Below are 18,345 nucleotides of genomic sequence, written 5' to 3'. Positions count from 1 at the left end.
TCAACTTCTCCTTTCTATTTGCAGAATATGTGATTGCCGATTTGTTTAATTTGCGGTCGTGACCATATCCATTTGCTCGTAGCCGTTTGCGGATTAAAATAATAAGTTGCGCTTTCGGACGGATCCATACCATTAATGGCATCAAGAGCCGCTTGCCTCGCGGTCGCGTCAGGCTCAAGCCAAATTTGCCCGTCAGCCACTGCTGTGAATGCGAGTGGTTCAAATAATATTCCCGAAATAGTATTTGGGAAAGAAGGACTTTCTAATCGGTTTAAAATCACAGCTGCAACTGCCACCTGCCCTGCATACGGCTCCCCTCTCGCTTCACCATATACAGCTTGAGACAATAGCTTAATATCATTTTCTGAGAATCCGGCAGGTGTATTAGTTGCCTTATTTGTTGATGATGTATCCGATTTATTCTGACTCGCAGAATTATTTGAAGATGGTTTTTTAGATTGGCTAGTCGCGTTATTGTTTTTGGAAGCAGTTGAGTTGTTTGTATTTTTCTTCACTTGTTTTTCAATCGGGACATTCCCATAATAAGTGAATGTATTACCTTGATTGATTTGTTCATGCACCCAAGCTTTATTAAAATTTGAAGCTTTAGTTAGCTTAGTTTTAGTTTTCGCGCCGGCAAGCCCATCTATAGGCAGTCCGAAGTCTGATTGAAAATTACGAAGGGCCCAATAAGTTCCCCAACCGAAAACACCATCAATTTTCCCATTGTAAAATCCGATGTTTTGCAAGCGTGCCTGCAACTCAACTACATCATCGCCTGTTGCCCCTTTTTGAATGACCTGCTCAGAGAAAGCCTCAGCCTGCCGACTATCCATAGTAGATGCAGCCAATAATATAATTGCGCACACACAAACCAAACGAATGACTACTTTTTTCACGTAAAAACACCCCTGACTATAATTAAATGGAAGTAAGCCTATTTTGAGCTATCTTTACGTTTTTATTCCTAAATTAGAAAAACCGGCACCGATCCTTTTTCATTAGGTATATGCTACTTAGATTCACCTCAATGAAAAAGGAGCCATGCGGCAGGACTAAGACAGCGGCGCCGTGAAACCCGATTTTGGTTTTACAGAGTGGATGGCTTAGGACCGAGCATGGCAGGTGTAAGGTTAGACAACGAGAAAAAACGGCACCGATCCTTTTTCATTAGGTATATGCTACTTAGATTCACCTCAATGAAAAAGGAGCCATGCGGCAGGACTAAGACAGATGCGCCGTGAAACCCGATTTTGGTTTCACAGAGTGGATGGCTTAGGACCTAGCATGGCAGGTGTAAGGTTAGACAACGAGAAAAAACGGCACCGGTCCTTTTTCATTTATTGCTACTTGCTATCACTTCAATGAAAAAGGAAGAAAAAGAAAAAGCTATGCATGTGCGCATAGCTTTTATATATTTTGATCTCTCGAAATAGATGCAACGTGCTGATCCGACAGAAATCTCGCTTTTTTTACTTTATATATCCCAAGCCACCAAAGAAAAATCATAAAAGGCAAAACTAAATAAAGCCATAGCGTTTGATGCAATAAAATATAATCATATAATCCGTGCAATAACGTCGGGAGCAGCAATGCCAGCAATAAATATTTTTTCTTATTAGCACTTGAGAATTTACCTTTGCCTAAATAAAATCCCATGATAACGCCAAACAAAGCGTGACTGGAAACCGGTAGTAACGCTCTGCTTAGAGCAAATTCAACCCCGTTTGCAATTAAATATAATATATTTTCCACCGAAGCAAAACCAAGTGAAACAGCCGATCCATACACAATTCCATCATAAGGCTCGTCAAAAGCAACGTGTGGATAAATGGTATAAATCAAAATAAACCACTTAAAAAATTCTTCCAAAAGCCCAATAAAAATAAAGGAATTAATGAAATCACTGCTGACCAGGTTCTCCGCTTGTACGACATATTGAATAAACATCAAAGGCAAAACAAGGAAAGCCCCCATTAAAAACACCTTAAAAACAGTTGAAAGGGGCTCTGTTCCATGCTGATCCTTTAAATAAAAATAACTCAATAAAGCCAGACCAGGTGCTAGACCTGCCGTAATAATGACCAGCATACGCGCTGACCCCATTTCTTCATCGTTTCTTTCATCGTATCATGTACAAGTTGTTAGTTCCTATCTTATAAAAAAGAGAGTATAAATGATAAACAGCCCGCTTACGAGAAATTTGTCTCACTTTATTATATTAACGTAAAAAACAGGAAATTAATAGGTGAAATCTTCCCGACTTACTTCTTCTTTAGAAGCAAGCAATACTGCCAGTTTTATTCTCGCTTTTTTACTGTCGTAATCTTCACCTAAAATAACGCCTCTTACTTGTAAATCATAGGCACTGCCTTTATATCCGTATGCAGGATAGACTTTTCCTTCTTCAGCGCTTGTCGTCATGATTAAGGTAATTTTTTCATCTATTGCTTTTTGAATGGACTCTACCATCATCGGAGTCACTTGACCGCGGCCGACCCCTTCCAGCACGATGCCTTTAACACCTGCATCGATTGCAGCTTGGACAAAAAGACCGTCACAACCTGTATAGCATTTAATGATCTCAACCCGAGGCAGGTCAGTAACTAATCGGAAGTGTTCTTTTCTGACCGGCTTCTGATAAATGCTTACAACGTCATTATCTATAATTCCTAAATAGCCATACCCGAACGATTCAAACCCTTGAAGATTGGATGCATGAACTTTTTTCACATATTTTGCAGAATAGATTCGTTCATTAAATACAACAACTACCCCGATATCATGCAGCAAAGGGCTGCATGCCGCATAAATAGAATTTTTCAAATTTGAAAATACATCTGTACCTACTTCAGCTGGAGAGCGTTGTGATCCGGTTACAACAATAGGACGGTGATCATTGACTGTAATGTCAAGGAAATAAGCTGTTTCTTCTAAACTGTCTGTACCGTGTGTAACTACGATGCCGTCGACAGTTTCATCCTGTAGCTCAGTCTCAATTGCCTGTCTGATTAAATTCATCGCATCAAAGTCAATGTGCATTGAAGGACGCTGCATAATATCAATAATCTTTAGTTCATAACCGGCCGGCAACTCGCATAATGATGCCAACTCCGAACCGCTGATAGCGCCCGAGTCCAATAGGCCGGCTTTTATCTCTTTACTGGCAATTGTTCCGCCAGTAGTAATAAGTGTAACTTTTTTCATTCGTTTTCTCACCTCATCGTTCACTATCATACAATAATTTCGTGTAGCATTAAACATAATTTTGGAGCATCCAAAGCATTTTACGGATGCTCCTTTCTTTTAAATAGCGTCACTTTTGCCGATTCATTCTCGCCTCTATACAATCAGCAATCAATCCGCCATGAAATCGTCCGTTCTCGATAAATATTTCGTTTGCATTATTGCCCGCTGCGATCACTCCGGCAATGAATAATCCTTCTACATTCGTTTCCATCGTTTCCGGATTATAGGCAGGACATCCTGACTCGTCATTGATGTCTACGCCCATTTTTTGAAGAAAATGATGATCTGGATGGTAGCCTGTCATCGCAAAAACAAAATCTGCTTTCACACTCTTCTTATATGTACCATCAACCGTATACCCCACATACTGTTCAGTTATATTGTCGATCTCCGCATTAAACTCCATTTGAATGGTACCCTTTCTGACAAGTGCATCAAATTCCGGCAAAATCCAAGGTTTTACGCTTGAGGAATATTGTTTGCCCCGATACAGAACAGTCACTCGCGCACCGGCTTTGACTAGCTCCAGCGCCGCATCAACGCTTGAATTTTTGCCCCCAATCACTGTCACGTCACAATCAAAATACGGGTGCGCCTCTTTGAAGTAATGGAATACATGAGGAAGATTTTCTCCGGGAACATGCATATAATTCGGCTGATCATAATAGCCCGTGGCAATGACAACAAACTGCGTAGAATATACGGCTTTCGATGTCGTTACAATGAAATGGCCAGACTCGTTTTTCTCCACTTTCTCGACTCGCTCAAAAGCTTGCACTTCAATATTTTTTCGAAGCACCACTTCCCGATAATAAGCCAATGCCTGATTTCTTACCGGCTTTCTGTTTTCTGTAATAAAAGCCACATCACCAATCTCCAGTTTATCGCTTGAACTGAAGAATGTTTGGTGTGTAGGGTAATTATATAATGAATTAACAACATTCCCTTTTTCAATTACGACAGGATTTAATCCTTTTTGCCCAAGAGCAATCGCTGCAGCAAGTCCGCATGGTCCGCCCCCGACTATTATCGCTTCTTTCGTAATCATACGTAACTACTCTCCTTTATCCGTTATTATCTTTATAGCTTCTGCTTATTCAGAAGAAAATTACATAAATAAATAAAACTCCTATCATGAAGGATAGAAGTTTTATTTCCAGGTGTTTGTGACAAAATGCTAAATCCAGCCGCGGAAGCGGGAAGCCTCAGCCATTTTACGAACACCGACCATGTAGGCCGCTAATCGCATGTCCACTCTTCTGTTTTGTGAAGTTGTGTAGATTGTATCGAATGCTTTTACTAAAATCTTTTCCAGCTTCTCTTCAACCTCTTCTTCACTCCAGTAATATCCTTGGTTGTTTTGAACCCATTCAAAATAAGACACTGTTACACCGCCTGAAGAAGCTAAAACATCAGGCACAAGCAAAATGCCGCGTTCTGTCAATATTTGAGTTGCTTCCAGGGTAGTCGGACCATTTGCTGCCTCTACTACGATTTTCGCTTTAATGTCGTAGGCATTCTCAGCAGTAATTTGGTTTTCAATAGCCGCAGGAACTAGAATATCACATTCCAACTCCAACAACTCTTTATTTGTTAATGTATTATTGAAAAGATTCGTCACTGTTCCGAAGCTATCGCGTCGGTCCAGCAAATAATCGATATCTAAACCATTCGGATCGTATAGCGCACCATATGCATCGGAAATACCGACTACTTTCGCACCTGCATCATGCATGAATTTTGCCAAAAAGCTTCCGGCATTACCGAACCCTTGAACAACTACTGAAGCACCCTCAATTTCGATGCCTCTTTTCTTGGCTGCTTCACGAATACAAATCGTAACCCCTTTAGCCGTTGCAGATTCACGACCATGAGATCCTCCAAGCACAAGCGGCTTACCGGTGATAAAGCCAGGTGAGTTGAATTCGTCCATACGGCTATATTCATCCATCATCCAAGCCATAATTTGCGAATTTGTAAACACATCCGGTGCAGGAATATCCTTAGTCGGTCCGACTATTTGGCTAATAGCTCGTACATACCCTCTGCTCAATCGCTCTAATTCTCCGAAAGACATATTACGAGGGTCGCAAATAATACCGCCTTTACCTCCGCCATAAGGCAAATCGACAATTCCGCACTTCAAGCTCATCCATATAGAAAGCGCTTTTACCTCACGTTCTGTTACCGCTGGATGAAAACGAATTCCGCCCTTTGTAGGACCTACAGCATCGTTATGCTGAGCGCGATATCCCGTGAAAACTTTTACTTTTCCGTCATCCATTTTGACAGGGATTTTAACAGTCAGCATTCGTAAAGGCTCTTTCAACAGTTCATATACTTCTTCCGGATAACCTAGTTTTTCTAAAGCTTTATGAATAACTGTTTGAGTTGAAGATAACACGTCGTTTGTTTTTTTATTGTTTTGTTCAGCACCAGTTTCGGCAACCATTTAGGGACCTCCTAGAAAGTCATATGTTAGTAAGATAATAAATTCATTCAGTGTTAGTATACACCTTGTGGTAGTTTAATTAAAGGAATTTAATTTATATTCTGATATAACTTTATTTTAAAAATATAATCCTTATAGGGGTTATCCGATAATTTACTATATTGCAGCACAATACCTTTTTTAAACAGCTATATTCAGGATGAAATAGCCTACTTTTTAAAATATAGATTCATCTGTTCAATTGCATTTTCTCTAATGAGCTGCGATCCGTATTCATCAATTTGATGAAATGAAAGTGAGCTGGCTTCTCCATATTCAGCGGCAATTGCACCAAGGTCATATCTTTCTTTTCCCGTAATTTCTTCAAAAATAACATAATAAAAGTCATCATAATACAGCAGCGAACTTTTTAAAGCAATCTGTTTGTTTGTAATAACACGAAAGAGCGACAGCACATGTTCAATACAGGCGAAACGGTAAATCAATTTCTTTTCATCATGCATTTTCATACAGTCGGCTACCCTTTCATTCTCATCATAAAACCAATCTTCATTTGTTTTAATTAAAATGACAAGGCCTTGCGTGAATTGTGAGTATATCTCCATTTCAACAGCGCCAACTAACGGAAAACCTGTCTCTTCGCTGGCCCATTCAATCATTTCATGAATGATATTTTGCGCATCATCATTACTTGTCGTTATATCAGTAACAGATAAGCCTTTTTCGAGCAAATCATCAAATGTCAAAAAAATTTTCAATGTACAATCATCCACTCTTTCAAGTCTCACAACATATCCTCCTAATTTGAAAACATAGACCACAGTTTCTGTATAATATGAAAAGTTTCTTATCTTGTGAAAAAGAAAAACCGTCACCGGTCCTTTTTCATCATGAATATGCTACTTGTATTCACCTCGATGAAAAAAGAGCCATGCGGGAGGACTAAGAGGAATCCCACAAGAAACCCGCCTTTGGTTTCTTGTGGGAGGCAGCTTAGGACCGAGCATGGCAGGTGTAAGGTTAGACAGCTATCAAAGTACAGAAACATAAGCTTTTTATCTTCAAAAAAAAAGTACCATTACAGGTTCCTTTCGTTCAAAATTTTATCTTCTTTCCCGTGAGTCAGATAAATCAAATGCGTTTCCGACTTCGCCCCTAAGCGCAACGGCAGCAAACTTGTTCCATAGCCATTACTTGTCAATACTTGTGTATCTCCTTTTCGAAAAAAGCCTCCGATTTTGTATTTTCCGATGCCGAACAGACGAATTTGCCCGCCATGTGTATGTCCGCTTAACACTAGCGAGATATGGTGCTCTTCTTTCACACGATTCATGATACGCGGGCAGTGGCTGATGAGAATTTTAAAGGAATCCTCTTCACTATCCGCAAGAGCTTGATTCAAGTCAGCCCTTCCCCACTCAATATAATCTACACCCATGAGAGAAAGCTTATCTCCGGATTGCGATTGAAACAAAACCGCTGTATTATCTAAAATTCTGACACCCATACTTAATAAAAGTGCATCAAGCTCATGATAATCAACTTCATAATCATTATTACCCCAAACAAAATAAACCGGACCAAGCTCCTTTAACTTCCTTACATTATCTTCAGCGCGGGATAAAGGCACGCCAATTTCCAACAAATCCCCGCCGATAATAACGATGTCCGTCTTACCTCTGACTTTATTTATTATCGTTTGATCAACTATTCGTTTGTGTATATCTGAAATAAAAAAAATCTTCACTTCACCAAAACTTTTCGGAAAATTCCGAAATGCGAGATGATGCTCTAATACATTATTTTGTCTCGCCAACTTCCACATATAAAACAACAACAGCACGGCCAGTAAAAGGAACCCCAATATAATACTAAGCATAGAAACTCCTAACTTAATGAATATAGTCCAATATACGATTAGCATACCACAAATTCTAAATTACACTTCATTATAAAGCCTGCCTAGTAAACGTTTCAAGATTAGTGCTAAAAAGAAAAGAGCTGCGAAAAGGATTTGTTTATATCCTTTTTCACAGCTCGGAGCTTCATTTATTTTCATGATACAAATTTATATCATATTCCCTTTTCATAATATCGAATATATGATGCCTTACTTTCCAGGCATTTTCTTGCTTCCATAAATCTTTACTGCGATCGACGATTTCACAGCGCAGAGCATGAAATTCCTTTTCAGCCTTGTCTAATTCTTTTTTTAAAATAAGCATATAACCGTAGGCGCCTATTGCAGCCGCACAATATATAAATGATTTCGTATCCGCAACAAACTTCATTAGCACATCAAACAAAGAATAGGAGTACGGCTCGATATAAAAATAGTAGACATAAACGAGCAAGAAGAAACCGAGCGCCAATGCAGCAATTGTTGTCCAATAATGCTTTTTCTTCAGCGCTTCAAATTTTCTCTTTCTGTCCACAACATTTTGCAGCATACGTTTCGTCGCCTGATCAGTCAAATTATCATCTAGCTGAATGATAACCGGATCCATTTTCATTCACCCCTATCTCTTGTCCATAAAAGTGTATGAAAGGCCGGCTCATATAAGAACTATATTTCTATTAATTTATCTTGGCGGAATTTTCAATACTTGTCCGACAGTGATTTCATTACTGCTCAAACCGTTATATCGCTTAATGATTTCCACACCTTCAGCAGAAGAGTAGTACTTTAACGCAATGCGGAACAAGTTTTCATTAGACTGAACTACATGTTCTGTCACACTATTATTTACAGTTGGCACAGATTCAGTTTCTTCTTTACTATTTGTGGTTTGTTCTTTGCTGTCAGCAGTTCCGGCTGTTTCTGTAGTTGTTACTTTCGTTTCCTCTGTTACCTTCTCTTCTTCAACAGACTCTTGTTGCTCTGTATCTGTGTCAGCTTCTTTTGTTTCTTCAGTAGCTTCCTCTTTAACGGCTGCTTCCTCATTTTCTTTTTCTTCCTCTTCATCATCAAAGCCGCTAATCTCTCCGATTGATTCTTCGTATTCCGACTCTTTCTCCGAGGAAGATTTTGCAGAATCGCTATCTTTCGTCATTTGCGTGGCTACTACCCAAACAGTCCCTAGTATAATAACAAAAAATAAAGCTAGCATTTTAACAAACGGAAATTTTATTTTCACTTTTGTTTTTTGTTTCTTTTTACCGTGAATTTCTTTTCTTGACGGCAAATTGGCAGTGCTGAACTCCTCACTTCCGTCAACTTCAGACAGCTCTTCATTTAATGTTTCATTTTCTTTATGTACCTCTTTCATACACATTCACTCCTAGTATGTTTTCGATATGTATTCATATAAATGCCTAAAAGACAATCAATGATAAAATGAGCAGTTATTGTGACTAACAAGTTCTCTGTATAGTCGTATAATAAACCGATCAAAAAACTCAACACCGTTACATTGCAAAACAGAAACAAATTAAACAAGTAACGGTAATGCACTAAGGCAAAAATAAGACTGGCAATCCATAAATTTGTATTGGTTTGAATAACACCTCTGAACAGCAATTCTTCACAAAATGCAACTACGAGAGATAAAATAACGACATGAGGAATCGAAATGCTCCGGAAAATACGTTGATTAATACCGCCATCATCATAAAATGATGCAGGAAGCCATTTCATCAAAAGCAAATCCAGCAAAACAATGCCAATTCCCGTCGTTACCCCAATTGTCAAAATCCGCACATCATCCCATTGAAACAATGCGCCAAAAGATACCCAATCGTCGAATAAAAACAACCCTAAAATAAAGGTTGCGAAAATAACAATCCCTTGCGTCAGCCAAACATTTAAAATCAGCGTTTCATCTGAAATATTCTTCAACAATTCTGCCTGCTTATTCTTCATCTCACATCTCTTCTTCCGGTAATAAAAATTTCGCCAGCTCTTCTTGCCAGCTTAAGCGAGCCATCATTTCGTTATATTCTTTAACCGAATCATCCTTCTGATAGCAGTCTTCCAAACTGGAATGGCAGTTGCTGCAGCAAAGAGCCGGATGCTTACCCGGTGTTTCAGAAAAGTAACGGCGAATCCCGTCACGATAACATTCCTTTTGAAAAACCCAATGATAAAATGATTGCCATTTTATCTGTTTTTTTCGCGCAGACTCTTGTTGATGTTTTATAAACAGTGCTTTTCTTCTATCCAAAGACCATTCTTTTTGCTGCATAAAATGTCTGAACAGCTTCTCCTGCGTTTCGGTAATTCCGATTTCCCGAGCACCGTCTGCAATCATCCGCTTCATGAACATCTCATCAGCTTCCGTCTTTGATTGAGCCAATATTTCTGTTAAGCTTTCAATTTGGTCTTCATGCAAATACTCACTATTCAGTAAGAATTGGGGCAATTCCTCATCCCCATGGCTATAAAGCAAAATCGCGGCACTTTGTTTGCCATCCCGTCCCGCTCTGCCGATTTCCTGCAAATATGATTCCATGCTTGACGGTAAATGAAAGTGAATGACAAAACGGACATTTTCCTTATTGATTCCCATACCAAAAGCACTCGTAGCACAAATAACCTGCAATTGATTTCGAAGAAACTGCTGCTGGATGAGAACCCGTTGTTCAACATCTAACCCAGCATGATAAACGGCCGTTCCTTCTATTCCGTTTTCTCTCATTACAGCTTGTATATGTTCTGCTGTTCTTTTACTTGAAAAATAAATAATGCCCGGTTTCTGCAGTTTCTTCACTAAATCAATAAGCCTTGCTTCTTTATCAGCATAAGATTCGTGCTTTTCAATAAAAAGACCGATATTACTGCGATCCACCGTTGTAATGATTTCATAGCATTTTTCCAGAAGAAGGAAGCGCTTAATATCCGCTCTTACTTCCTCGGTCGCAGTAGCTGTTAAAGCTAGTGTGACCGGGTTGTTCAGCTGCTTTCTTACTTCTCCAAGATGCATGTAATCCGGCCGAAAATCAAAGCCCCATTGAGAAATACAGTGCGCCTCATCTACAACAAACAATCCGATATCCAACCTTTCGAGCTCACGGAGCACATGGGGAAGCACCAGCATTTCCGGTGACATAAAAATGAACATATATTGATTTAAAGCCTTTAAAACGTCACTCTTCTCTTGTACAGACAAGAAAGAATTTAAAGCGATGACCCTCTTTTCACCATTGACCTTCAATTGCTCGACTTGATCTTGCATGAGCGATACGAGCGGCGATACAATGACTGTCGGCTTTTTTCGTAAATAAGTCGGGAGCTGATAGCAAATTGACTTGCCGGTTCCGGTTGCCAGCATGGCAAGTGTATCTTTCCCATCCAGAACAGCTTTAATTGTTTCTTTTTGTCCATGTCGAAAGGATTGATAGCCAAAATAGCGATAAAGTGCTTCTTCTAATGTCAATGCCGCCCCTCCCCTCTCGCTAAGGCCAAACGAATCAAAAAGTAGCTGATGGAATCAGGCAGTGCTTGCTTAAGCATTCTTAATTGCCTTGTTTGCATTTGATCAGCAGTGTCCAAAATAATTCTTATTTGTTCTTCTGATATAATCGAAGAGATATCAATATTTTCTCCATGGAACACCATTTCGACTATATGATCCTCGATCGTATTAGCCTTCAGTCCTCGTGCATGAGCAATTTCCTCAATTGTATAGCCACGCTTCAAATAACTTAAAGTAGTCAATGTGCTTCGCGTTAATGGCAATTGATTCGTTTTTTCTTGCATTTCACTAATTGATGCCAAAATTGGCACAGATCCGGTACTTGCCTGTTCAAGCATTTTATGCAGAACATCAAGAAATAAATAGTGCACATATGTTTCATCAACCTGCAGCATATTGGCGATTTGCCCATTGCTGTAGCCGACCCGATGATATCCCGATAACTTTAGGAGAATAACCTCTCCGTGCATCTTTGAAAATGCTGATAACATATTTTGTATTTCTGCATAAAGTGATACAGATAATGCTTTCCAATCTTTCTGCCGATACAAAAATGCTTTAACCCATATTTGGATGTCTTTTTCTCGTTGAACAGTAAAGTATTTATTGTTGCCGTGGACATTTTGCGATAAAACTTGAAAAATCAAGGAAAATCGTTTCCAAAACTCCTGATCCTTGCCATGAAACAACAATCCGTTAATATGCTTTACAAGCGGGAGAACGGTCCGATATTGACGCAGCACTTCCGAAGATCGGCTCAATAGTTCGTATTCTCCATTTTCTTGTGTCACAATAAGCAGACCCTTCTCTTGCAAAGAAGCGATGATTCGATTATAGTCTTCACGCGTCAGGGAGGTGTATGTCCGGTAGTACGGGGTCACTCCAAATAAATGACCATCTTGTATTGTTTGCGAAGATTTCTTCCCGGTTATTAAGTGGAAAACTGAATAAACAGTTCGTTCGCCTTTTATGCGCATTAAACACTCTAAAATAAGACTTTCTAAATACGAATCGATCATATTCATTCCAACCTTATCATTCATCAAATTCCTACAATATATTTTATCAGAATTTATCACATTTTGCTGTAAAACATTATATAAACAAGGATTCACTTTTTCTTGGACTTTCTCTATCGGAATGGTTTACAATGGATATCTCAATTTAATTGCATAAAGGTACGGAATAACCAAGTAAAGCTATTGAAAAGTTAATGTGTGCCATATACAATAAGATTTAGTAATAGGTTTTACTATACGGATAAAATCTATTAATTGTACATATCATAAAAGGGGAGGTTATAGTAATGGCTAAATACACGATTGTAGACAAAGATACATGTATCGCATGCGGAGCTTGCGGCGCTGCAGCACCTGATATCTATGATTACGATGATGAAGGCATTGCATTCGTAACTCTTGACGATAACCAAGGAATTGTTGAAATTCCTGAAGTATTAGAAGACGATATGATGGATGCATTTGAAGGCTGTCCTACAGAATCCATCAAAATTTCTGAAGAACCATTTGATGGAGACGCATTAAAATTCGAATAGTTGTTCAAGAATTAAGGAAGCAGACTGATTCAACTGTATCTGTTTTCTTCATAAATAAAAGCGGAAAGCTCTTGAGCTTTCCGCCTTTTTTATATATAAGACTAAAAATTAGATGGTTGTCTAACCTTATACCTGACATGCTTGGAGGCATACAGGATGTAGGGCATATCGGCGAAGACATGCGGACGTAACACTCTTGAAATTTGTCAATTTCCTGCATAATCCGTCTTATGCTGATCGGGCCGCTTCCGCATTTCGGTTCCCACATGTCTCCTTTTCCATCGAAGTGGTATCAAGGGGGTGAAATCAAAAATAGAAAAGAACCGGTAACGGTTTTCTAGACTTTCGCAGGCGCAACTTTGTTAATCCAAACCTGCAGCTTGCTGAACAGCAATAAGAACACCGCTGTTACAACGACCCCTTTTATTAGATTAAACGGCAAAATTGCTGAAGTCACAATTGCTCTTGTTTCTGCTGCCGACATTGCTCCCCAATTTGCAAGAACCGAATAGGCCGGCAAAATGAAATAATAGTTCATGAATGACATCACAACCGCCATTGTAATAGTAGAAGCAATTAATCCGACAATCAACCCTTTTTTCGAGCTGATTTTTTTGTAAATAAGATATGTCGGTAAAATATACGATATCGCTGCAACTAAATTCGCAATGTGTCCGATTGGAATACCTGTCTCGCTCCCTGTCATAAACCAATCTAAAATATTTTTGATTAAGACAACAACGATTCCTGACACCGGTCCATAAATAATTGTAGCTACGAGAGCCGGCACTTCACTGAAATCAATATTCAGCCATGCCGGAAAACCCGGCAGAGGAAAATTGAGCAGCATTAAAATGTACGAAATACTACTGAACATCCCGATTGCGACAAACCTTCTTAACTTTTGATCTTTTACCATTGAACTGTCTCTCCTTCTTTTCTGATCTATTCCGAAAAGAGGATAGGCTCTAACCAATGGAATCATTGCATTTTCAAGAGAGCTGCTTTGAAAAATAAAGCATCGCCTTATTTGATGCAAGTAAAAATGCATACACCAAAAAATCTTTAATTTTCGCTATCATTAATCAAAGCTGCAACCTTAAAAATACAAAACCCTTTAGCACATATATGCTAAAGGGAGAAAATTTCCAAGGTTAAATAAACGTTTGATGTTCGTTTTTTCAAACAAGTCAAAACGTCCGAACCTCCACCTTCTCCCATCCAGACTATACTGTCGGCTTTGGAGTCTCACCAAATCAGCTATATTCTTCCGAAGAAAAATATAGGTCACGGGCTTAGAAGATTAAACTTCAACACCGCCGGTCGGGAATTTCACCCTGCCCCGAAAGTAGATCTTATTAATTTGTTATAGATGGTGTACAACCAAAAATGAACCATTATTCATTTTTTCAGTTGAATCATCTATTAACTTAATTCTAACTTATTACAAATAAAAATACAATCCTTAAAATTGCATCAATATATGGAATAATAATTCTGAGAAAATTGACAGTTTTCAGTATATTTTGTAGAATTAATTTTATTGAAATATTAAAATATTAAAATATTAAATAATTTTAGGATGGTGTTATCAGTGTACAAAATACTAGTGGCTGATGCTATTAAACCTGAGGGACTTACTCCACTTCTTCAAGCTACCGGCATCGAATTAATTCAAGAAACGGTTGAAGAAGCAGCTGACAGATTGCACGAAATAGATGCGATTTTAGTAAGAAGCGCAACAAAAGTGACAGAAGAGCTCATGAATAAAATGCCTAATCTGAAAATCATCGCTCGCGCCGGGGTAGGAGTTGATAACGTAGAAATTCCTGCTGCGACAAAACGAGGAATTGTTGTTGTTAACGCTCCGGACGGCAATACCATTTCTACAGCTGAGCATACTTTCGCTATGATGGCTTCCTTAATGCGCCACATTCCTCAAGCTTATGCTTCCTTAAAAAATGGAGAGTGGAAACGCAACTCATTTACAGGAACAGAATTGAACGGCAAAACACTGGGTATTGTCGGAATGGGACGTATCGGAGCTGAATTGACGAAACGAGCTAAAGCTTTCGGCATGACTGTTATCGCTTTCGATCCTTTCTTAACTGCCGAAAGAGCAAAACAGCTTAACATTGCAGCTATGCCGTTGGACGAGTTAATTCCACAGGCCGATATTATTACTGTTCATACACCATTAACAAAAGAAACAAAAGGATTGCTGAATAAAGAACGCCTTTCAAAAACTAAAAAAGGTGTTTATCTGTTAAACTGCGCACGCGGCGGAATTATTGATGAGGATGCGCTATATGAATCTATCCTTGAAGGTCATGTAGCCGGCGCTGCCCTTGACGTATTCGTTGAAGAGCCTGCAGTAAACAACAAACTGCTTGAGCTTGATTCCGTTATCGCAACACCGCATTTAGGCGCATCAACGAAGGAAGCGCAATTAAACGTAGCGACTCAAGTTGCACAAGAAGTGCTGACATTCTTGAACGGTAACCCGGTTTCAAATTCAATCAACCTTCCTGCTATCTCGAAGGAAGTATTCGAAAAGATTCAGCCATTCTACAGCTTGGCTAAACAGCTTGGAAGCATTACTTCTCAATGCCTGCAGGAAGGTGTTCGTGAGATTTCAGTGACTTACGCCGGCTCTGTTCTTGATTTCGATACAAGCATCTTGTCAAAGAGCATTTTATCAGGATTCTTCCAATCAAGAGTTGATGTGGCTGTAAACGAAGTAAACGCAATGCTTGTTGCGAAAGAGCGAGGCATTACAGTCGGAGAGAAAATTTCACAAAATGCTTTAGGTTATAACAACTTAATCTCTGTAACAATCAAAGGCGACAACCGCCAATTGGATGTCAAAGGAACATATATCGACCAGTACGGACCTCGTATCGTAAGCTTGAACGAGTTCTCAATTGATTTCGTTCCTGCCGGCAACTTACTGTACATTCAACATTCCGATAAACCGGGTGTTATCGGTCGCGTCGGTAAAATCCTTGGCGATAACAACATTAACATTGCAACGATGCAAGTTGGCCGTAAAGAAGCCGGCGGGGAAGCGATTATGGTGCTTTCTTTCGATAAGCCGCTTTGCGACGATATGTATAACAAAATGCTTGAAATGGAAGACATTTGCCAATTACATCGTATTTCTTTATAACACTTATTTGCTAAGGGGGTGTCTTTTGACATCCTCTTATTTCTTGTTATGAAGTATATAGTTCTGAATGCGGATAGCTGTCTACCCATACAGCACACCAATAAGGAGCTGTGACGGCCTTACCATTATCCGTTTGTTTTGATTTGGATAACTTGTCCTTCAAATATACGGCTCGGATCGCTAATATTATTAAGCACTAACAACGTTTTCACCGGAACACCATAATGGTCGCTAATACTCCATAATGTTTCGCCTTTCTTCACGATATGTTTTTGCTGTTCTGCAGCTATATGATTCTGTTCATGCGCACTTACCTCAATTGTTTCCTTTTTCATATCAGCAAAAACAATGAGCGGATCAAGCGCGTTCTCCTTCTCAGCTGTCCACTCCGATTGATGCACCTCGAAGTGTAAGTGTACACCGCTAGAACGGCCTGTATTTCCCATTTTCCCGATTATTTGACCTTTCTCCACGTATTCACCCTCACGAACAGTCCTTTCGTTCAAATGAGCATAGACAGTCTCATAACCTTCGAGCGGATGTTCTACAAAAACGACATTCCCATAAGAATCTGAATAATACGACTTGCTGACTACCCCGTCACTGACTGCATGCACATCAGCATCTTCACTTCCGGCTATGTCAATTCCCTTATGCTTTCCTGCTCTCGTACCAAAATAATCGCTGATTTCTCCGGTCGTCGGCCATATCCATTCTTGTTCATTTAAACTATCAGCTCTACTAGTTGCAGCCCCTATAAATAGTAGGCTGATAAATAATGCCAGAACCGCTACCACCAGCAGCCTTCTACCATAATCCAACATTCTTTCTGTCCTCCGACAATAGTTTCTTCATAGTGTATAGTGTATGTCGGCAAGAGTTTCAATAGAACCTTACCTGATCACTTTACAATGTTGCAAAATCAATCACACGTATACTAGAGTTTGTAATCATTTCGGAAAGTATTCGTCACCTCAATAAAAAAAGCTTCGAACCAAACCTTTCTGTTTGTTCAAAGCTCATTCTATTCAGATATATCACGCTCCGGAGTATCGGGTACTGCTATCGCTCCCTTTAGATCATATGAACCGACAACGTCTACATCACTGTTTTGAAAACGTACTGTCTGAAAGTCAAAGTCCTCTGCTGTCACAAGGATTTCTGAAATCAGCATTTCATACTGCCTGTTATTCTCCAAAACCGTGTCATCCGTAAATGTAAGCAATAATTGTCCATTATGCTCTTCTATTTTCTCAAATTGAACAGAATCCGTACTGGCTATGTAAGGAACCGGATCCCCTGAAGAAGCTTCAACCTGTCTTATCGAATTTAGGGCTGCGGAAATATCGGCATATTTCGTCACAGAACCAAAAAGTTCATCATGAAGCGGCAATTTAGATACTTTATTTTGAGAAGAAACAGTATAGTTCGAATCTGTATAATCCTTATCCCGTAAAGCCGTTTCTTGTACTTTCATCTCATCTTTTTGCGAAACAGTTGATTGCTTAACGTCAAACCGATTTTCAAGAAAAATAACGGAGGTAAGAAGCGTAAAAATCATAATAGTTACTGCTGAAACAAGGATATAACGGAATTGATTTTGCTTTTTAGTCTGAGAATCCATCGCTTCATTCAATCTTAAGAAAACGGCTTGATCGCTCCGCTGATCGTAAATCTTCGGTAAACTTTTCAATGCAGATTCAACTCTATCGATTTCCCGCATTGATTCGTTCATCTTCCCACCTCCTAATTTCATCCTCACTTTCCAGCATATCTTTTAGAACTTTTAGCGCCCGATGCTGTGTCGTTTTCACCTTGCTTTCAGTCCAACCTAAAACCTCAGCTGTCTCAGCGATCGAAAGCGACTGCACATAACGCAAAATCAATGCAGACTTTTGGTCTACACTACAGCGATCCAAGCTTTTATATAATGTTTTGATATCATCATGCAAAATTGCTATTTCCTCAGGCAAAGGAGTTTCATCCTTGATTGTCTCTCTGCCCCAATCAAAATTCGAAAAAAGCCGTTTCTTCCAATTCTTTTGTTTACGGAAATAGTCAATAGCCGTGTTTCGCGCAATTGAATAAAGCCATGTCTTCTCGCTGCTTTTCCCTTCAAACTTCTTATAATTATTTAGGACTTTAATATAAACTTCCTGTATTAAATCTTCAGCAGTTTCTCTGTTTTTAACCATATAAAATAAAAATTGAAATAAATCTTGATGATATTTCTCATAAAGCTGCCGGAATTCGGAGTTCATAACCACATCCTCCTTCTCCACTATAAATTAGTCGTATATTTACTTGAAAAAGTTACAATCAAAATGATTTTCGACAGATAATCTTATAATGGATGAGTTCAGCAGTTTGGTCATACGGCTTAAGATGTATTTTATAAGAAACATTCATGATTTTACACTCACACCCCGGGGATGAAAATATATTCCCGGGGTTTTGTTTTCCACCAAGATACCCATAATGGTAATGCTATGGTGTGTAACTTATA

The 18,345-nt window shown here is 39.1% G+C and carries 18 protein-coding genes and 1 riboswitch; of the genes, 2 read left to right on the top strand and 16 right to left on the bottom strand.

What is annotated here, in order from left to right:
- Positions 1 to 14 precede the first annotated feature (14 nt).
- From sleB to IEO70_RS18700, 12 genes are all read right to left on the bottom strand, one after another.
- Positions 15 to 836, bottom strand: a complete 822-nt coding sequence (gene sleB / locus IEO70_RS18755) for a spore cortex-lytic enzyme (protein WP_190999995.1) — start codon at positions 834 to 836, stop codon at positions 15 to 17.
- A gap of 574 nt (positions 837 to 1,410) precedes the next feature.
- Positions 1,411 to 2,091, bottom strand: a complete 681-nt coding sequence (gene prsW / locus IEO70_RS18750; RefSeq protein WP_190999904.1) for a glutamic-type intramembrane protease PrsW — start codon at positions 2,089 to 2,091, stop codon at positions 1,411 to 1,413.
- A 150-nt stretch (positions 2,092 to 2,241) separates the two neighbouring features.
- Entirely contained in the window at positions 2,242 to 3,207 is a 966-nt protein-coding gene (locus IEO70_RS18745; protein ID WP_190999903.1) for an asparaginase, read from the bottom strand.
- A gap of 109 nt (positions 3,208 to 3,316) precedes the next feature.
- Positions 3,317 to 4,297, bottom strand: coding sequence for a YpdA family putative bacillithiol disulfide reductase (locus IEO70_RS18740; RefSeq protein WP_190999902.1), 981 nt, complete (start codon positions 4,295 to 4,297; stop codon positions 3,317 to 3,319).
- Positions 4,298 to 4,426: 129 nt separating this feature from the next.
- On the bottom strand, positions 4,427 to 5,701 hold the full coding sequence (locus IEO70_RS18735; RefSeq protein WP_190999901.1) for a Glu/Leu/Phe/Val family dehydrogenase: 1,275 nt from the start codon (positions 5,699 to 5,701) through the stop codon (positions 4,427 to 4,429).
- 209 nt (positions 5,702 to 5,910) lie between these two features.
- Entirely contained in the window at positions 5,911 to 6,489 is a 579-nt protein-coding gene (locus tag IEO70_RS18730; protein ID WP_190999900.1) for an adaptor protein MecA, read from the bottom strand.
- A gap of 290 nt (positions 6,490 to 6,779) precedes the next feature.
- Positions 6,780 to 7,580 (bottom strand): metallophosphoesterase, encoded by an 801-nt coding sequence (locus IEO70_RS18725; RefSeq protein WP_190999899.1) that lies wholly within the window; start codon positions 7,578 to 7,580, stop codon positions 6,780 to 6,782.
- Between the two features lie 166 nt (positions 7,581 to 7,746).
- On the bottom strand, positions 7,747 to 8,208 hold the full coding sequence (locus IEO70_RS18720; RefSeq protein WP_190999898.1) for a YpbF family protein: 462 nt from the start codon (positions 8,206 to 8,208) through the stop codon (positions 7,747 to 7,749).
- A 75-nt stretch (positions 8,209 to 8,283) separates the two neighbouring features.
- The gene (locus tag IEO70_RS18715; protein ID WP_190999897.1) at positions 8,284 to 8,970 is read right to left on the bottom strand and encodes a LysM peptidoglycan-binding domain-containing protein; all 687 of its coding nucleotides are present in this window, start codon (positions 8,968 to 8,970) and stop codon (positions 8,284 to 8,286) included.
- Positions 8,967 to 9,563, bottom strand: coding sequence for a CPBP family intramembrane glutamic endopeptidase (locus IEO70_RS18710; protein ID WP_190999896.1), 597 nt, complete (start codon positions 9,561 to 9,563; stop codon positions 8,967 to 8,969). Before IEO70_RS18710 ends, IEO70_RS18715 begins: the two co-directional genes overlap by 4 nt.
- A gap of 1 nt (position 9,564) precedes the next feature.
- Positions 9,565 to 11,076, bottom strand: coding sequence for a RecQ family ATP-dependent DNA helicase (locus IEO70_RS18705; protein WP_190999895.1), 1,512 nt, complete (start codon positions 11,074 to 11,076; stop codon positions 9,565 to 9,567).
- Positions 11,073 to 12,158 (bottom strand): helix-turn-helix domain-containing protein, encoded by a 1,086-nt coding sequence (locus tag IEO70_RS18700; protein WP_190999894.1) that lies wholly within the window; start codon positions 12,156 to 12,158, stop codon positions 11,073 to 11,075. The genes IEO70_RS18705 and IEO70_RS18700 overlap by 4 nt, the downstream gene beginning before the upstream one ends.
- A gap of 263 nt (positions 12,159 to 12,421) precedes the next feature.
- Between IEO70_RS18700 and IEO70_RS18695 the strand changes: the two genes are divergently transcribed.
- Positions 12,422 to 12,670, top strand: a complete 249-nt coding sequence (locus IEO70_RS18695) for a ferredoxin (protein WP_190999893.1) — start codon at positions 12,422 to 12,424, stop codon at positions 12,668 to 12,670.
- Positions 12,671 to 13,007: 337 nt separating this feature from the next.
- Here IEO70_RS18695 and IEO70_RS18690 read toward each other — a convergent pair whose 3' ends face one another.
- Entirely contained in the window at positions 13,008 to 13,589 is a 582-nt protein-coding gene (locus tag IEO70_RS18690) for an ECF transporter S component (protein WP_190999892.1), read from the bottom strand.
- Positions 13,590 to 13,875: 286 nt separating this feature from the next.
- Positions 13,876 to 14,024, bottom strand: a riboswitch (FMN riboswitch).
- Positions 14,025 to 14,264: 240 nt separating this feature from the next.
- Between IEO70_RS18690 and serA the strand changes: the two genes are divergently transcribed.
- Complete coding sequence (gene serA / locus IEO70_RS18685) at positions 14,265 to 15,839, top strand: phosphoglycerate dehydrogenase (protein ID WP_190999891.1); 1,575 nt, start codon at positions 14,265 to 14,267, stop codon at positions 15,837 to 15,839.
- 125 nt (positions 15,840 to 15,964) lie between these two features.
- On the opposite strand, the gene IEO70_RS18680 is transcribed toward serA, so the two are convergent.
- The 3 genes from IEO70_RS18680 to sigX form a co-directional block, all read right to left on the bottom strand.
- Positions 15,965 to 16,663 (bottom strand): peptidoglycan DD-metalloendopeptidase family protein, encoded by a 699-nt coding sequence (locus tag IEO70_RS18680; RefSeq protein ID WP_190999890.1) that lies wholly within the window; start codon positions 16,661 to 16,663, stop codon positions 15,965 to 15,967.
- 200 nt (positions 16,664 to 16,863) lie between these two features.
- Positions 16,864 to 17,574 (bottom strand): hypothetical protein, encoded by a 711-nt coding sequence (locus IEO70_RS18675; protein WP_190999889.1) that lies wholly within the window; start codon positions 17,572 to 17,574, stop codon positions 16,864 to 16,866.
- Positions 17,546 to 18,100 carry an RNA polymerase sigma factor SigX gene (gene sigX / locus IEO70_RS18670; protein ID WP_190999888.1) on the bottom strand — a complete coding sequence of 185 codons (555 nt, stop codon included), beginning with the start codon at positions 18,098 to 18,100 and terminating at the stop codon, positions 17,546 to 17,548. Before sigX ends, IEO70_RS18675 begins: the two co-directional genes overlap by 29 nt.
- Between the last annotated feature and the right edge of the window lie 245 nt (positions 18,101 to 18,345).

Origin of the sequence: Peribacillus faecalis, from assembly GCF_014712675.1 — a bacterium.
GTDB classification, from domain to species: Bacteria; Bacillota; Bacilli; order Bacillales; family DSM-1321; genus Bacillus_AD; species Bacillus_AD faecalis.
The sequence above is the reverse complement of the archived record's forward strand: the minus strand, read 5'-3'. Positions and strand labels throughout refer to the sequence as shown.

What these genes read in the sequence shown, in the direction of transcription:
- sleB (WP_190999995.1), bottom strand. Translation starts at nt 836, where the DNA reads ATGGATAGTCGGCAGGCTGAGGCTTTCTCTGAGCAGGTCATTCAAAAA.
- prsW (WP_190999904.1), bottom strand. Translation starts at nt 2,091, where the DNA reads ATGCTGGTCATTATTACGGCAGGTCTAGCACCTGGTCTGGCTTTATTG.
- IEO70_RS18745 (WP_190999903.1), bottom strand. Translation starts at nt 3,207, where the DNA reads ATGAAAAAAGTTACACTTATTACTACTGGCGGAACAATTGCCAGTAAA.
- IEO70_RS18740 (WP_190999902.1), bottom strand. Translation starts at nt 4,297, where the DNA reads ATGATTACGAAAGAAGCGATAATAGTCGGGGGCGGACCATGCGGACTT.
- IEO70_RS18735 (WP_190999901.1), bottom strand. Translation starts at nt 5,701, where the DNA reads ATGGTTGCCGAAACTGGTGCTGAACAAAACAATAAAAAAACAAACGAC.
- IEO70_RS18725 (WP_190999899.1), bottom strand. Translation starts at nt 7,580, where the DNA reads ATGCTTAGTATTATATTGGGGTTCCTTTTACTGGCCGTGCTGTTGTTG.
- IEO70_RS18720 (WP_190999898.1), bottom strand. Translation starts at nt 8,208, where the DNA reads ATGGATCCGGTTATCATTCAGCTAGATGATAATTTGACTGATCAGGCG.
- IEO70_RS18715 (WP_190999897.1), bottom strand. Translation starts at nt 8,970, where the DNA reads ATGAAAGAGGTACATAAAGAAAATGAAACATTAAATGAAGAGCTGTCT.
- IEO70_RS18710 (WP_190999896.1), bottom strand. Translation starts at nt 9,563, where the DNA reads ATGAAGAATAAGCAGGCAGAATTGTTGAAGAATATTTCAGATGAAACG.
- IEO70_RS18700 (WP_190999894.1), bottom strand. Translation starts at nt 12,158, where the DNA reads ATGAATGATAAGGTTGGAATGAATATGATCGATTCGTATTTAGAAAGT.
- IEO70_RS18695 (WP_190999893.1), top strand. Translation starts at nt 12,422, where the DNA reads ATGGCTAAATACACGATTGTAGACAAAGATACATGTATCGCATGCGGA.
- IEO70_RS18690 (WP_190999892.1), bottom strand. Translation starts at nt 13,589, where the DNA reads ATGGTAAAAGATCAAAAGTTAAGAAGGTTTGTCGCAATCGGGATGTTC.
- IEO70_RS18680 (WP_190999890.1), bottom strand. Translation starts at nt 16,663, where the DNA reads ATGTTGGATTATGGTAGAAGGCTGCTGGTGGTAGCGGTTCTGGCATTA.
- IEO70_RS18675 (WP_190999889.1), bottom strand. Translation starts at nt 17,574, where the DNA reads ATGAACGAATCAATGCGGGAAATCGATAGAGTTGAATCTGCATTGAAA.
- sigX (WP_190999888.1), bottom strand. Translation starts at nt 18,100, where the DNA reads ATGAACTCCGAATTCCGGCAGCTTTATGAGAAATATCATCAAGATTTA.